This window comes from Rhizobium sp. Leaf306 (genome assembly GCF_001423425.1).
Taxonomy (GTDB): domain Bacteria; phylum Pseudomonadota; class Alphaproteobacteria; order Rhizobiales; family Rhizobiaceae; genus Neorhizobium; species Neorhizobium soli.
The window spans coordinates 292,866-307,989 of the sequence record NZ_LMNX01000002.1 but is presented as its reverse complement, the minus strand read 5'-3'; the positions used below and the strand labels follow the sequence as shown (position 1 = coordinate 307,989).

13 protein-coding genes are annotated in these 15,124 nt (G+C 61.7%); 6 read left to right on the top strand and 7 right to left on the bottom strand.

Going from position 1 to position 15,124, the window contains the following annotated elements:
* The first annotated feature begins 4 nt into the window (after positions 1 to 4).
* From ASG19_RS09350 to ASG19_RS09340, 3 genes are all read left to right on the top strand, one after another.
* Positions 5 to 421: a GFA family protein gene (locus ASG19_RS09350; RefSeq protein ID WP_062455604.1), complete on the top strand. Its 417-nt coding sequence runs from the start codon at positions 5 to 7 to the stop codon at positions 419 to 421.
* A gap of 156 nt (positions 422 to 577) precedes the next feature.
* The gene (locus ASG19_RS09345; RefSeq protein ID WP_062455601.1) at positions 578 to 1,675 is read left to right on the top strand and encodes a carboxynorspermidine decarboxylase; all 1,098 of its coding nucleotides are present in this window, start codon (positions 578 to 580) and stop codon (positions 1,673 to 1,675) included.
* Positions 1,676 to 1,728: 53 nt separating this feature from the next.
* Positions 1,729 to 2,970, top strand: a complete 1,242-nt coding sequence (locus ASG19_RS09340; protein ID WP_062455598.1) for a saccharopine dehydrogenase family protein — start codon at positions 1,729 to 1,731, stop codon at positions 2,968 to 2,970.
* 120 nt (positions 2,971 to 3,090) lie between these two features.
* Here the strand turns inward: ASG19_RS09340 and ASG19_RS09335 are convergent, their stop codons facing one another.
* The 3 genes from ASG19_RS09335 to ASG19_RS09325 all read right to left on the bottom strand — a co-directional run bounded on the left by ASG19_RS09335 (position 3,091) and on the right by ASG19_RS09325 (position 4,475).
* Entirely contained in the window at positions 3,091 to 3,330 is a 240-nt protein-coding gene (locus ASG19_RS09335; protein WP_062455595.1) for a hypothetical protein, read from the bottom strand.
* A gap of 130 nt (positions 3,331 to 3,460) precedes the next feature.
* A complete protein-coding gene (locus ASG19_RS09330) occupies positions 3,461 to 3,970 on the bottom strand; it encodes a DUF3291 domain-containing protein (RefSeq protein WP_062455592.1) in 510 nt (169 codons plus the stop codon).
* 154 nt (positions 3,971 to 4,124) lie between these two features.
* The gene (locus ASG19_RS09325; protein WP_062457890.1) at positions 4,125 to 4,475 is read right to left on the bottom strand and encodes a restriction endonuclease; all 351 of its coding nucleotides are present in this window, start codon (positions 4,473 to 4,475) and stop codon (positions 4,125 to 4,127) included.
* Positions 4,476 to 4,760: 285 nt separating this feature from the next.
* Here ASG19_RS09325 and ASG19_RS09320 point away from each other — a divergent pair, with 285 nt between their 5' ends.
* Complete coding sequence (locus ASG19_RS09320) at positions 4,761 to 6,302, top strand: sodium:proton antiporter (protein WP_062455588.1); 1,542 nt, start codon at positions 4,761 to 4,763, stop codon at positions 6,300 to 6,302.
* 270 nt (positions 6,303 to 6,572) lie between these two features.
* Here the strand turns inward: ASG19_RS09320 and ASG19_RS09315 are convergent, their stop codons facing one another.
* Positions 6,573 to 8,234 carry an alpha-glucosidase family protein gene (locus ASG19_RS09315; protein ID WP_062455586.1) on the bottom strand — a complete coding sequence of 554 codons (1,662 nt, stop codon included), beginning with the start codon at positions 8,232 to 8,234 and terminating at the stop codon, positions 6,573 to 6,575.
* Between the two features lie 156 nt (positions 8,235 to 8,390).
* Between ASG19_RS09315 and ASG19_RS09310 the strand changes: the two genes are divergently transcribed.
* Positions 8,391 to 9,302 (top strand): sugar kinase, encoded by a 912-nt coding sequence (locus ASG19_RS09310; RefSeq protein WP_062455583.1) that lies wholly within the window; start codon positions 8,391 to 8,393, stop codon positions 9,300 to 9,302.
* Here the strand turns inward: ASG19_RS09310 and ASG19_RS09305 are convergent.
* A complete protein-coding gene (locus tag ASG19_RS09305; RefSeq protein WP_062455581.1) occupies positions 9,263 to 11,308 on the bottom strand; it encodes an acyltransferase family protein in 2,046 nt (681 codons plus the stop codon). The two genes, ASG19_RS09310 and ASG19_RS09305, sit on opposite strands and share 40 nt — an antisense overlap.
* A gap of 191 nt (positions 11,309 to 11,499) precedes the next feature.
* Between ASG19_RS09305 and ASG19_RS09300 the strand changes: the two genes are divergently transcribed.
* A complete protein-coding gene (locus ASG19_RS09300) occupies positions 11,500 to 12,534 on the top strand; it encodes a glycosyltransferase family 1 protein (RefSeq protein WP_082476315.1) in 1,035 nt (344 codons plus the stop codon).
* A gap of 361 nt (positions 12,535 to 12,895) precedes the next feature.
* Here ASG19_RS09300 and der read toward each other — a convergent pair whose 3' ends face one another.
* Together der and ASG19_RS09290 are read right to left on the bottom strand one after the other, a co-directional pair.
* Positions 12,896 to 14,326 (bottom strand): ribosome biogenesis GTPase Der, encoded by a 1,431-nt coding sequence (gene der / locus ASG19_RS09295; RefSeq protein ID WP_062455575.1) that lies wholly within the window; start codon positions 14,324 to 14,326, stop codon positions 12,896 to 12,898.
* A gap of 30 nt (positions 14,327 to 14,356) precedes the next feature.
* The gene (locus tag ASG19_RS09290; protein WP_062455572.1) at positions 14,357 to 15,028 is read right to left on the bottom strand and encodes a tetratricopeptide repeat protein; all 672 of its coding nucleotides are present in this window, start codon (positions 15,026 to 15,028) and stop codon (positions 14,357 to 14,359) included.
* Between the last annotated feature and the right edge of the window lie 96 nt (positions 15,029 to 15,124).

Here is a 15,124-nt window from a genome sequence, read left to right as displayed (position 1 = left end):
GTCCATGCATGAACCCTTTACCGGCGGCTGCACCTGCGGCGCCGTCCGTTACACCGTCACCGGCGAACCCGTCGCCATGGTCGATTGTCAGTGCCGTCAGTGCCAGCGCGAAAGCGGCACCGGCCACACGTCCAATCTCGTCTTCGTCGGAGCGACGGTGACGATCGAGGGCCAGCCGAGTCACTGGGAAGCAACAGGCGATGGCGGCACCGTGAAAAGACGCGCCTTTTGCCCAACCTGCGGCGCGCCCGTCTCCATGACCTTTCCGGCCATGCCGGACATGTTTGTCATCCGCGCAGCAAGCCTCGACGCACCGGACCAATATCGGCCGCAGATCATCACGTGGACCGACGCGGCCCAGCCATGGGACCACCTCGACCCGGCCCTCGCGCGCTTTGCGAAGATGCCGCCTGCAGCCTGACGCGAGGCAAACGGGACCGTCTCCGTCTCTGTCAAAAGGGCTGCCAAACCGCGGCCCTTTCGACAATCTTGGCCCTCGGGTCTTGAAGATGACAGCCGCCTGAGGCAATAGGCGCCATACACTTTCCCAGGACCGTCACGAGGCCGACCGCACGATATGCTCCAGACACCCTACTACCTCATCGACAAGTCGAAGCTTCTCCGCAACATGGAGAGGATCGCTGCTGTCCGCGAGACGTCGGGCGCCAAGGCATTGTTGGCGCTGAAATGCTTTGCCACATGGTCGGTATTCGATTTCATGCGCGACTACATGGATGGCACCACGTCCTCGTCGCTCAACGAAGTCCGCCTTGGCCATGAGCGCTTTGGCAAGGAAACCCACGCCTATTCCGTGGCGTACGCCGATTACGAGATCGACGAGGTCGTTTCGCACGCCGACAAGATCATCTTCAACTCGATCGGCCAGTTGCAGCGTTTCGAGAGCCAGTCGTCGGGCATTACCCGCGGCCTGCGCCTCAACCCCGGCGTCTCCTCGTCCACCTTCGATCTCGCCGATCCCGCCCGCCCCTTCTCGCGACTGGGCGAATGGGACCAGAAGCAGGTCGAGCCAGTCATGGACCTGATCTCCGGCTTCATGATCCACAACAACTGCGAAAACGGCGACTTTTCGCTGTTTGATCGCATGCTGGGCGAAATCGAGCAGAAGTTCGGCCCCCTGCTGAAGAAGGCCGAATGGGTCAGCCTCGGCGGCGGCATCCATTTCACCGGCGACGATTACCCGGTCGACCTGTTTGCCGAGCGCCTCAAGCGCTTTTCCGGCGAGTACGGCGTCCAGGTCTATCTCGAACCCGGCGAAGCCTCGATCACCCGCTCGACGACGCTGGAAACCACCGTCCTCGATACCCTTTACAACGGCAAGAACCTTGTCGTGGTGGATAGCTCCATCGAAGCGCACCTGCTGGATCTTCTGATCTACCGTGAAAACGCAAAGGTTCATCCAAACCAGGGGCCTTATCGTGCCATGGTCTGCGGCAAGTCCTGTCTTGCCGGGGATATTTTCGGCGAGTTCGATTTTCCGAATGAACTGAAAGTTGGCGACCGCATTTCCTTCCAGGATGCCGCCGGCTACACGATGGTCAAGAAAAACTGGTTTAACGGCGTGCAAATGCCGGCAATCGCCATCCGTGAACTGGATGGCAGCCTCAGGACGGTCCGCGAGTTCGGCTACGCGGACTACGAACAAAGCCTATCCTGAGCACAAAGCTCAGCGGCTTCTGACGATTGGACTTGAAGGAACTCGTCCCCACCATGAAAAAGAACGTACTCATCATCGGCGCCGGTGGCGTCGCCCAGGTCGTGGCGCACAAATGCGCCCAGAACAACGACGTGCTCGGCGATATCCATATCGCCTCCCGCACCAAGTCGAAATGTGACGCCATCATCGCCTCGGTCCACGACAAGAAGGCGATGAAGGTAGAAGGCAAGCTCGAAGCCCACGCGCTCGACGCCCTCGACATCGAAGCCACCAAAGCCCTCATCAAGGCGACCGGCAGCCAGATCGTCATCAATGTCGGCACCGCCTTCCTCAACATGTCGGTGCTGCGCGCCTGCATGGATACCGGCGTCGCCTATATCGACACCGCCATCCACGAAGAGCCGAACAAGATCTGCGAAACCCCGCCGTGGTACGGAAACTACGAGTGGAAGCGTGCGCAGGAATGCGAGGAAAAAGGCATCACCGCCATTCTCGGCGCCGGCTTTGATCCGGGCGTCGTCAATGCCTATGCCCGCCTTGCCAAGGACGACTATCTCGACAAGGTCACCGACGTCGACATCGTCGACATCAATGCCGGCAGCCACGGCAAGTATTTCGCCACCAACTTCGATCCGGAAATCAACTTCCGCGAATTCACCGGTGTCGTCTACGCCTGGCAGGGCGGCGAATGGACCGTCAACAAGATGTTCGAAATCGGCAAGGACTACGACCTGCCGGTCGTCGGCACCCGCCGCGCCTATCTCTGCGGCCATGACGAAGTGCATTCACTGGCAAAGAACATGGAGGGCGCCGACGTGCGCTTCTGGATGGGCTTTGGCGATCACTACATCAACGTCTTCACCGTCCTGAAGTCCATCGGCCTCCTGTCGGAACAGCCGGTCAAGCTTGCCGACGGTTCCGAAGTCGTGCCGCTCAAGGTCGTCAAGGCCTGCCTCCCCGACCCGTCGTCGCTCGCGCCGGAATACGAAGGCAAGACCTGCATCGGCGATTTCGTGAAGGGCATCAAGGACGGCAAGGAACGCACGGTGTTCATCTACAACGTCGCCGACCACAAGGAAGCCTATAACGAAGTGGGCTCCCAGGGCATCAGCTATACCGCGGGCGTTCCCCCGGTCGCCGCCGCCATGCTGGTGGCATCAGGTGAATGGGATGTGAAGAAGATGGCAAACATCGAAGAACTGGCGCCAAAGCCTTTCCTCAACATCTTGAACAAGATCGGCCTGCAGACCTGCATCCGCGACGAAAACGGCGAACGCGAGCTGCATTTCGACTGAGATCGGAACATCAGCCCTTCAAGCATCAAAAAAGCCCGCGAGCGATCGCGGGCTTTTTTCTTTGTAACGATGTGAAAACGAGGCTGCCCTCACCATCCAGGCAAAGTCAGGCCCGTCCACTCAGCGCCAGGACGTCCCGTCGGCGCTCGCGCAGCCATAGGGCGGCGGCACTTCGCCGAATGTGGCATGCAGCTTGTCGCAGCCCCATTTGTTCAGCGGTCCCGGCAGACGGCTGTTGATCTCGATACCGACCTCGTCATAGGCCGAAGTCGTGTTCGACACGTAGCTGTACCAGCGCTGCCCGATAAACCCGGTTGCTGCGATGAGAACAACCAAAACGACCAAAATAATTCTGCTCATGAAAATCCCTTAACTTTGAACCCCCTCCGTAGATAATAAGGCCTGCGACCGCAAGGGTAAGCGCTTGTCTTTCCTGCGGAAAATGTCATCCGCGGAGGGAAAAACGAAGGGTGGCTTCAGTGGTTCCTGCTCAGCGCGGAACTGCCGCCCGGTCGAATGCGGTGCGATGGCCATCCGGATCGAACGGCGTCTTGAAGTCAAAAGCGAAGGAAGAGGACCCGTGGTCGTGCAGGTGCTCCAGACGTTCGCAGCCGTCCTGCCAGGTGGGAACATGACCTTCAGAGACCCACCACAAAACGTAAGGTGGCCATGTATGCCGGTCGAACCACTGCCGCGCATTCCGCATCGCCTCGATATGGATGGCCGAGTAGGTAAACGCGTAGAGCGCTGTCAGGTCGCGCCACAGGGAGAGGGTCGCCGGAGCCCAGCCGTCTCCATTGTCTATATGGAAACGCGGAAACACTTGAGGGCCCCAACTCTCAGGCCTCTCCTCGCCCTCGTAACCCGACCGAGCGACAAACCCCTCGCTCGTTTCCGCCGCTTGGAAATTGAGGTCGTTCCTGTCGTGAAAACCCTGGTTTACCGGCTCGTCCGCGCGAACCCGGAAATTGTTGAAATTGTAGACGGCCAGGTGATGCATGCGATCCTCGTCTGCTTCCCCTTTGATGGCTTGTCTCTTTTCAAGCTACGGGAGCCATCGCCAGGCAACAAGTGGCCTGAAATCGCAGTTCTCGAGACATCAGAGGCCTCAGCCAAGACAACGGTCAGAGCCACCGCGAGGCGGTCGTGCGTCTCTATGCTTTCGGCCCGCGTCCCCGGCCCTGTCGCGGCTCCTTCGGCGGAGCCGCATACCCCGGAGGTTTTGTTTTCACCCAGGCAACGAATGTCCGTATCGCCGGGTCTTCAAGGATCGCCTCGATCGTCGAGAACTTCTTGGCGAGCTGGGCATCCGTCAAATTCACATGGATCTGGTCGTGACAGATCCGGTGCAGGCAAACCGTTTCCTTGCCGCCCTTGCTCTTGGGGACAAGATAATGCTTTTCCTGCTGATCCGCCGGGATCACCCGCTCGCACATCGGACAATACACGGGCTCCGGCGCAGCCTCGTCCCATGAAGCCGGTTCGTCTCTGTTCTTGCGGGCCATCGGTCCATCACCTGTTGAGCGCTGCCGGCCCTGCATCTCCATCTGGCTGGATCGATGCAAAGCCCTTGCCTCCAGCAGATATCGCGTCCCGCAACCCGGAGCAATGCCGTTCGAAACAGACCTTGGACCTGGCATCGCCCAAATCCCGCTGCCCACGCAGACCCGCCATCACCCTCACCCGCCCGAAAACCGTTTTCCCTTTCACCCTCCCGCCCTACATGATGCTCGACGGATGCGCTGTGACGCGCCCGGTCGATCACCCCTGCAGCGAATGACGCCACCTCCATGACCTTTTTCGAAAGCCTGCTCATCCTGATGCTGGTCGCGATCGTGCTGTTGCAGGTGTCGCGGCGGCTCTCCGTGCCCTATCCGTCGATGCTGGCGCTGGCCGGCGTTGCGGTGGCGCTGGTTCCGGGCGCGCCTTACTTCGCGCTCGATCCGGAGATCGCGCTGGCGCTGTTCATCGCGCCGGCTTTGCTCGATGCCGCCTTCGATTTCCCGCTGAATACCGCAAGGCGCTTCTGGCTGCCGCTCGTGGTCTTTGCGCTCGGCGGCGTCGTCGTCACCACGGCAACGGTCGCGGTCGCCGGCTATGTGATGGCCGGCCTGCCGATTGCAGCTGCCATCGTGCTCGGAGCCATCGTCGCGCCGCCGGATGCCGCCGCCTCCACCGCTGTCCTCTCCACCATGTCGGTGCCGCGCACCACCGATGCCATCCTGCGCGGCGAAAGCCTGTTCAACGATGCCGCAGCACTTCTGATCTTCGGGGCAGCCCTTGCCGTCCAGTCGGCCGGCGGGCTTGATCGCGAAGTAACGACCCATCTCGTTCTTGCCGTTCCCGGCGGCATCCTGCTCGGTTGGGTCGCGGCGCTGGTGATCCGCCGCCTGTCGGCCTTCGTCGCAGGCACGCTTGGCGGCAATCTCCTGCAATTCGTGCAGACCTTCCTTCTGTGGATCCTCGCCGAACATCTGGAACTGTCGGCGGTGCTCGCCATCGTCACCTTCGCCATGACCATCGCCAGCACCAGCGAAAGCCTGTCGTCGGCGCGCATGCGGGTGCAGTCCTACGCGGTCTGGACGGTTGTCGTGTTCGTCCTCAACGTCGTCGCCTTCCTGCTGATGGGCATGCAGGTACGCGACATCTACGCAGACATGGAGGTCGGCCATTTCGCCGAAGCCCTGCTGTTTTCCGCCGTGATCGTCGCCATCGTCATCGCCACCCGCTTCGCGCTCTGCCTCGCCTATAACCGCATCGAAGCCTGGCGGGCCCGTCGCGACGGCCGCGAGGAGCCGGCATCGACCAGACAGGCGATCCTCGCCTCCTGGTGCGGCATGCGCGGACTCGTCTCGCTTGCCACAGCCTATGCGCTCCCCGCCGATTTCCCGGAACGCGACATGGTGGTGCTGACCGCCTTCTCCGTGGTCATCGCCACGCTTGTCCTGCAGGGTCTGACGCTGTCGCCGCTCATCCGCTGGCTCGGCCTCGACCGGCGCCATACCAGCGCGCAGGAACTGTCCGAGATGCGCCGCCGCGTCGTCAAGGCAGGCATCGGCCGCCTCGATGGCGAGACGGGGACAGAAGCCGAAAAACTGCGCGCAAAACTCACGATGGAACACCAGGCCTTCGACGACCCCGACCGCGCCGCCTCGATGGACACCTACCGCCGACTGGTACTTCTCTTCATCGCCGGACAACGCACCGAACTCGAAAACCTCCGCGCTTCCTACGAGTTGAACGTCGACGAATACAATCTCCTGCTCGAGGAAATCGACTGGCGCGAACTCTCGATCCTCCCGGAAGACGACCGACGGATCGAGGAGATCTGATTGGGGAAAGCGGTGGGGATCAACGGGCGTTGAACCACCCAAAACGTCTTGCTCCCCGCACCAATCCACAGGCACCGGCGCCGATAGTTTTGCGCCCACAGTCCCCCACACTCCCGCATTCCTGTGCTCGTCACAGGAACCCAGTCAGCCCAAGTCCTTGGGCTGAAAGAACCGTCGTCGCCCTACCGACGCGTCGGCAAAATTCCTGTGGCAATCACAGGAAAGAGGGGAAGATTGCCTCCCCCTCCCATCCCACTCACACCTACGCCATCACACCCGCGCGCAGAACACATCCAGCGCATCGAGCTTCACGGCACCCGCTTCCAGCTTCGACACAAACCCCGGAAGATCGACCGGCATCACGTCGCCCATCCGCTTGGGCAGCACGAAGTTTTGCGGCTCGCGGGTCAGGTTGAACACGAACAGCAGCTTCTCACCGCCCTTTTCGCGGACGAAGGCGAGCAGGTCCTGGTTGGTCTCGATAAACGTCATGTCGCCGTCGATCAGCGCATGGTGGTTTTTGCGGAAGGCGAAGGTTTCGCGGTAGTGCTGCAGCACCGAATCCGGCATTGCCTCCTGCGCATCCACCGAACGGCTGGCGTGATCGGCCGGAATGGGCAGCCATGTCTTGGCGCCCTCGCTGAAGCCCGCATGGGTCTCGCCCGCTTCCCACACCATCGGCGTGCGGCATCCGTCGCGGCCCTTGAAGGCCGGCCAGAAGCGGATGCCGTAGGGGTCGCGCAGATCCTCGTAAGTCAGTTCCGCTTCGCTCAGGCCCAGCTCCTCGCCCTGGTAGAGGCAGATCGAACCGCGCAAGACAGAGATCAGCGTTGCGGACAATTTGGCGACGCGGTCCTGCTCGGACGGATCCTCGGTAAAGCGGGTCACGTGACGCACCACGTCGTGGTTGGAAAACGCCCAGCACACCCAGCCGTTCACCACCGTATCAAGCACGGTCTGCATCACCTTGCGGATATAGGCGGCAGAAAACGCCGGGCCCAGCAGGTCGAACGTGTAGCACATGTGCAGCTTGTCGTCGCCGGTCGTATAGAGCGCGAGCGTGTTCAGCGAACGCGGCCCGTCGCCCACTTCGCCCACCGAGGCGCGGTTGTCGTAGCTGTCGAGCAGCGCCCGCAGCCGCTTCAGAAAGCCGATATTTTCCGGCTGCGTCTTGTCGTAGAGATGGTTCTGCATCGAATACGGATTGGTATCCGTCTCCATGCCGGCGCCGTCGGTGTCATAGACCATCGGCGGGTTGCTGCGCAGTTGCTTGTCGTGGAAATAGTAGTTCACGGTATCGAGCCTGAAGCCGTCGACGCCACGGTCGAGCCAGAAGCGCACCGTATCCAGCATCGCGTCCTGCACATCGGGATTGTGGAAGTTAAGGTCCGGCTGCGATATCAGGAAGTTGTGCATGTAGTACTGCTTGCGCACACCGTCCCATTCCCAGCCCGGTCCGCCGAAGATCGACAGCCAGTTGGTCGGAGCCGTGCCGTCGGGCTTGGGGTCGGCCCAGACATACCAGTCGGCCTTGGGATTGGTGCGGCTGGAGCGGCTTTCGATAAACCACGGATGCCGGTCGGATGTATGCGAAATGACCTGGTCGATGATCACCTTGAGGCCGAGGCGATGCGCCTCTGTCATCATCTCGTCGAAATCGGCAAGCGTTCCGAACATCGGGTCGACATTGCAGTAATCGGAAACGTCATAGCCCATGTCGGCCATCGGCGAGGTGAAAAACGGCGACAGCCAGATCGCATCGACGCCGAGCGAAGCCACATGCGGCAGGCGCTGGGTAATCCCCTTGATATCGCCCAGTCCGTCGCCGGTCGTGTCCTGGAAGGATCGCGGATAGATCTGGTAGATCACCGCACCGCGCCACCAGTTGCCGTCAACCTTGCGAGTGGTGTCCCTCGTGGTCTCCAATACCATTCCACAATGCTCCTTCTTGAAAATCGCTCATTCCAACCTTGGTCCCAAACTAGAGCCATGCCATCAAAAGACAACGCGGAAACGAACCGCCACACACTCTTGTCATGGCGGACGCTTCAGCTTATTCGAGCGTCAAACCCATGGGAGGGATGACAATTGGGCGGAAAGCTTCTTTCGATCGGCGAATGCATGGTGGAACTGTCGCAGGCGGGTGAAGGCCTGCTGCGCAAGGGCTTTGCCGGCGATACGTTCAATACGGCCTGGTATGCCCGCGCCTGCCTCTCCAAAGACTGGTCGGTGGACTATCTGACCGTAGTCGGCGACGATCCGATGTCGTCGGATATGCTTGGGATGATGGAGAAAGCCGGCATCGGCACCGGCCTCATCCGCCGCATCCCCGGCAAGACGCCCGGCCTCTACCTGATCACCCTCAAGAATGGCGAGCGCACCTTCAGCTACTGGCGCGACAGCGCTGCCGCGCGCAAGCTCGCAGACGACGCCGAGCACCTGCGCTCGGCAATCGAAACCGCCGACATCATCTATTTCTCCGGCATCACGCTCGGCATCCTGGCACCGGAAGCGGTCGAGACGCTTTTATCGGAACTGCGCCGCGCCAAGGCCGCCGGCAAGACGGTCGCCTTCGATCCGAACCTTCGCCCGCGCCTGTGGGTGAGCCGGGACATCATGCTGAAGACGATCGAGGATGGCGCAAGAGCCGCCACCATCGTTCTCCCAAGCTTCGACGATGAAGCGACTTATTTCGGCGATGCCACGGTGGCCGATACGATCGCCCGCTACCATGGTCTCGGCGTCACGGATGTCGTGGTCAAGAACGGCGCAGAAGGCGCAACCTTCAGCCTGTCGGGCGTGACCGGTCATGCACCGGCCGTCACCACCGGCAAGGTGGTCGACACGACCAGCGCCGGCGACAGTTTCAACGCCGGCTTCCTGTCGAAGTACTTAAGCGGCGCCGCACCGCACGAAGCCGCAGCCTACGGCGCCGCAGTCGCCGCCACCGTCATCGGCCATCACGGCGCGCTGATCAGTCCGGAGCTTCTGCCCGGCTGAACCACCGCGATCGGATGTGTCGGCTTGAGCTGGCAGATCCCTTTCGGCTCGCCCACCTTCACGCCAGCCTCGCAACCGTGTTGCGCGGCATCCGTCAGCGCGTCGTAGAGATCGAGCGTCTTACCGAGATGGATCGACCCCAGATGCGAAAAATGCTCGTCGTCGAGGAACAGCGAAACGCCGTCATCCACCACCCGGCAGCTTTTCTCGTCGCAGAGATAATCTTCGAGCGACACGACCGGGAACCGCTTCGAAACGTCCGCCATCAGCCGCTCCACGAGGGCATCATGGGCGCGCTGTTCCTCCCGCTCCATCATGCAGGGCGTGTCTGCAACATCCAGCATGGCGCTTCGCACGACACAGCGGCCGATATCGCGACCATCGCGCGGCGGCGGCGCCATGAACACCGGCCTCAGACCGATCGAGCGCAGCCAGTCGGCAGTCGCCTCGACCTCGGCAAGCATCCGGCCGTAATCCGTCCGCATCGCCTGGCCTTGCGCCGTCATCACCCGGCGGTCAGATCTGAGATAGGTCAGGTACTGCGATCCGAGCACGACGGTGCGCAGCGAGGGCGTCTTTGCAAGATAGGCCTTTACCGCCTCGTTGTGACGAATGCAGTCGAGCGGCCATGACGCGGAATCGTTGAGCGGAATGGGCGCGATGCCGGTTGGAAACGCGCAGCTGTTCTTGTGAAGCTGCACCAGTCCCTCGCCCTGATCGGCCGGCGTATCGTGCATGGACGCCGCCAACCCGTCGACCAGATGCATCGCCAGCGAATCGCCCCAGACCGCCATTTCCGGGCCCTGACCGATCGTACAGACATCCGGCCGCACTTCGCCGTTGCAGATCTTGCCGATGCCGAGGCTCGGCTCCCCCATGGCTGTGAGCACGGGATCGCGGCCCGGAAAGCCCTGCGCGTTGGTGGTCACGATGCCGAGCACCACCAGCACCGCCGCCAAGGACCCGCTGAGGGAAAACACCAAGCGACGGCCGACCTGCGGCTTCCGGAACGGCTGTTCCACCAGAAAATAGCTTGCGATTGCCAGCGCAAACACGAGCGCCACCAGCAGCCCGTAGGACCAGCCCGGCAGCATGTCCATCGAGCGCAGACGGGCAAAGGCGAACACCGGCTGATGCCAGAGATAGAGGCTGTAGCTGATCAGCCCGATCGCCACCAGCGGCCGAAGCGAAAGCAGCCGTCCGGCAAGATTGCCCGGACCGGCAAAGGCGATCACCAGAAGCGTGCCGACGACCGGCGCCAGCGTCACCGGTCCCGGCCATTTCAGCTCGGATGTCAGGAACAGGCAACTGCCGACGATCAGGATAAGGCCAGCAAGCCCCAGGGCCGATCGGGTCCGCTCAGAGTAACGGGTCGGTATGCCGCCGATCGCCAAAAGCGCGCCTGCGGCAAGTTCCCAGAAACGGGTAAAGGGGAGATAGAAATTCGCGACCGGATCGACCCTTGAAACCGGCCATGCCAGAAACAGGCTGATCAGCGCCAAAACCGCCACGATGCGGAAGATCACCTGCCGCGTCTGCTTGCGCACCATCCACAGAAGCACCGGAAACACCAGATAGAACTGCTCTTCCACCGATAGCGACCACGTATGCAGCAGCGGCTTCAGTTCGGTACTGGGCGAAAAATATCCCGTATTGTCCCAAAGCTCGAAGTTGGAAACCATCAGCAGCGAGTGGAACAGGTCCTTGCCGAAATCGTCCAGTTCCGATGGCAGCATCCACAGAGCCGCAAAGGGCAGACAGGCAATGCACACCACAAGCAGCGCCGGCGCGATGCGCCGCACCCGCCGCTCGTAGAAATTGACGATGCTGAAACGGTCTTTCGCCAGGTCGTTGAGAATGATCGCGGTGATCAGGTAGCCGCTGATGACGAAGAACACGTCGACGCCGACAAAGCCACCCGGCATTAACCCGAGACCGGTGTGGAAGAGGATGACGGGAACGACGGCGATCGCGCGCAGCCCATCGATTTCTGGTCTGTACTGCATGCCGGGGCTCTACCAATCCCGGCCGCGGAAGTCCATTGCTGAGGGGTGCTGCGAGCAGCGTTCGGCTTCGACAATCAAACGTTGAGAGCGCGTCTTCATCGCCCTGTTACAATATTTTCCGATGAAGGAACGGAAAACATGGTCGGCAGCCGCGAGTCGGTTCCGGCATGGCAACGGGGCCGGGTCAAACCATGACAAGGATTACCATTGTAACCGACGCCTGGTATCCACAGGTCAATGGCGTCGTACGTTCGATCGAAAATACCAACCGCGAACTGGCATGCATGGGCATCAATGTCTCGATGGTGACGCCGCTGGATTTCTCAAGCATCCCCTGCCCGACCTATCCGGAAATCCGCCTTTCGGTCGCAAGCTTCCGCAGCGTCGCCGCGACCATCGAAGGAACCCAGCCATCCGCCGTGCATATTGCAACGGAAGGCCCGCTCGGACTTGCGGCCCGCCGCTGGTGCCTGAAGAACGGCATGCCGTTCTCCACCAGTTATCACACGCGTTTTCCGGAATATGTGGCCGCCCGCTTTCCGGTGCCGATCCGGCTGCTCAACGGCTTCGTCCGCTGGTTCCACAATGCCGGCAACGGCTGCATGGTGGCAACCGCGAGCCTTGAGCGGGAACTGCACAAGCTCGGCGTGAAAAATCTTCTGCGCTGGAGCCGCGGAATCGATCAGACGGTGTTTCACCCGGTGGCACTCGAGGCCAAGCCCTTCGACCTGCCGCGCCCGATCTTCATGACGGTCGGCCGAGTCGCCGTGGAGAAAAACCTGCCCGCCTTTCTCGATCTCGATCTGCCGGGCTCCAAGGTCGTGATCGGCGACGGCCCCGCCCGCGCCGACCTTCAACGGCGCTACCCACATGTGCTTTTCACGGGAATGAAAACGGGAGAAGACCTGGCACGCGCCTACGCCCAGGCCGACGTGTTCGTCTTCCCGTCCAGAACCGATACGTTCGGCAACACCATTCTCGAGGCGCTGGCAAGCGGCGTCCCGGTCGCGGCCTATCCGGTCATGGGTCCGATCGACATCATCGAACAGGGCTCAGGCGCCGGTGCCCTCAACGAAGACCTGCGGCTTGCCTGCCTGGAAGCACTGACGTGTCGGCGCGAGGACGCAAGTCGCCTTGCCCGCCGCTACACCTGGGAAGCCGCCTCGAAACAGTTTCTCGGCAACGTGCTCAAGGTACAGGGCGTCAAGGCGCTGACTGCGCGATAACCGAATATTGCTGCTGTGGCCGGGGTTCTATGCGCTAGCCTGCATGTCGAACCGGCACGTCCCGCTGATGCCTATCCGCGCCAGATGAAATAGCCGATACCACCAGCACCAAGACCCACGGCAGTCAGCAGACCGAGTACGATCATGAAAAACCTCCCAAAAGGCCGCCCAACGCCCTCCACAGCACCGGGTCGACAAGAAGGAGTGGATCATAAAGACGAACCGAATGCAAGCAGAGCGCGAAACGCCTTAGCGGACGCTGCGTTCAGCCCACGTTCTGGCTTATATTTCAACCATTTGGCGAAATCGCTCGTGCTGCTGATGATCGACGCTCTGCACTAAACGCGATCATCGAGCAGGTTTATCGCTTCTTGCGGCGGTTTTCGAACGGGTTCTCGCCCGCCTTGAAGTGAATGCGGATCGGCACGCCCGGGATCTGGAAATCGGCGCGCAGGCCGTTGGTCAGATAGCGGATGTAGCTTTCCGGCAGGGCATCGGGACGCGTGCAGGAAATCATGAAGGCCGGCGGGCGGGCCTTGACCTGCGTCATGTATTTGAGCTTCAGGCGACGGCCCGAAACGGCCGGTGGCGGATGCTGAACCTGCGTGCCTTCCAGCCAGCGATTGAGCTTGGCCGTCGAGATGCGCTTGTTCCACACCATGTCGGTGTCGATGATGCTCTGCATCAGCTTGTCGAGCGAATAACCGGTCTGGCCGGAAATCGGCACGGCGCGGATGCCGCGCGCCTGCGGCAGCAGCCGCTCGGTCTTTTCGCGCAGCTCGGCCAGCACCGCCTGCGGCTCTTCGACAAGATCCCACTTGTTGAAGGCGAGCACGGCGGCGCGTCCTTCGCGCAGCACCAGATCGACCAGCTGCAGGTCCTGCTTCTCGAACGGGATGGTCGCGTCGAACACGATCACGACCGTCTCGGCAAAGCGGATCGACCGCAGCGCGTCGGCGACGGACAGTTTTTCGAGCTTCTCCTGGACGCGGGCCTTTTTGCGCATGCCGGCCGTGTCGAACATCTTGATCGTGCGGCCACGCCACTCCCAGTCGACGGAAATGCTGTCGCGGGTAATGCCCGCTTCCGGGCCGGTCAGCAGCCTGTCTTCACCCAGAAAGCGGTTGATCAGCGTCGACTTGCCGGCATTCGGACGGCCGATAATGGCAACCCGCAGCGGCTTGGTATCGTCATAGGCCGGCTCGAACTCGTCGTCGGCCTCTTCGCCCAGCACGCTGTCGCGCACGTCGATATCCGTCTCGGCCTCGTCGTCGTCGCCTTCCGGAAACGCCCGGTCTTCGCCGATCGCCTCGACGATCGCGTCGCGCAGGTCGATCATGCCCTGGCCGTGTTCGGCAGAAATCGGCACCGGCTCGCCGAGACCCAGCGTATAGGCATCGTAGAAACCACCGTCGGAACCCTTGGCTTCGGATTTGTTGGCCACCAGCACGACCGGCTTGCCGCTGCGGCGCAACAGCTCGCCGAACGTCTTGTCGAGCGGCGTCAGGCCGAACTTCGCATCGACCACGAACAGCGTCAGGTCGGCATCCTCGATGGCGAGCTCGGTCTGGGCCCGCATGCGGCCCTCGAGCGTATCGGGACCGACCTCTTCGAGACCGGCCGTATCGATGATGATGAACCGGAGGTCGATCAGCTTGGCATCGCCCGGGCGGCGGTCACGGGTAACGCCCGGCGTGTCATCGACGAGCGCGAGCTTCTTGCCGACCAGCCGGTTGAAGAGCGTGGACTTGCCGACATTCGGGCGTCCTACGATGGCGACGGTGAAGCTCATAGTCGTTCCTTGCTGCCCTGTGGCGAAAAATCAGGGCGCCTTGCCGGATGCGGCGATGTTGTCGAGCATGATCTGGGCGCGGTTGGCAACGTTGCGCGGCGCACTGGCATCCTCGGCGATCCGCTGGAACCAGGTCTTGGCTTCCGCCATGTTGCCGGCCTTGTAGGCGGCAAGACCCAGTGCTTCGCGGGCGGAATTGGCAAGCGTCTGGCCCTGGTTGGCCATGGCCTGCGCCTGTGCAGACACCTGATCGTAGGTGCCGGCGTCGATCAGCAGCCATGCGGCGCGCAGTTTTGCGAGATCGCGGATCGCGGCCGGCGCTGAAGTGTCGCCGCCGATCGCGGTAAAGGTGGAGATGGCAGCGCCGGTATCGCCCTTGGCGGCCTGAACCGAGCCGGCGCGCATCTTGGCGAGAACCGGATAGGCGCCGGAGCCATCCTTTTCGATCGCAGACAGCGCTGCCAGCGCTTCGTCGTTCTTGCCCTTCGAGGCCAGATCGAGCGCCGCGATGAACCGGTCACCCGATTGCGACGAACCGTGGTTTTCCCAGTATTCGTACCCGCGCCAGCCGGCCGTGCCGAGGACGACGAGAACGGCAACGCCGATCAGGATACGGCTGTAGCGCTTCCACACATACTGCAACTGGTCGGAACGAAGTTCTTCGTTGACCTCACGGAAAAAGCTGTCGTCGTTCTGCGCCATGATCACTCCGGCCTTGCTGGGGCCCCATCCATCTAAAGAGCGCCTAATAGCTTATTTTGCTAAGGATGTAAGGCCCCTCACGCAATTCTCAAACAA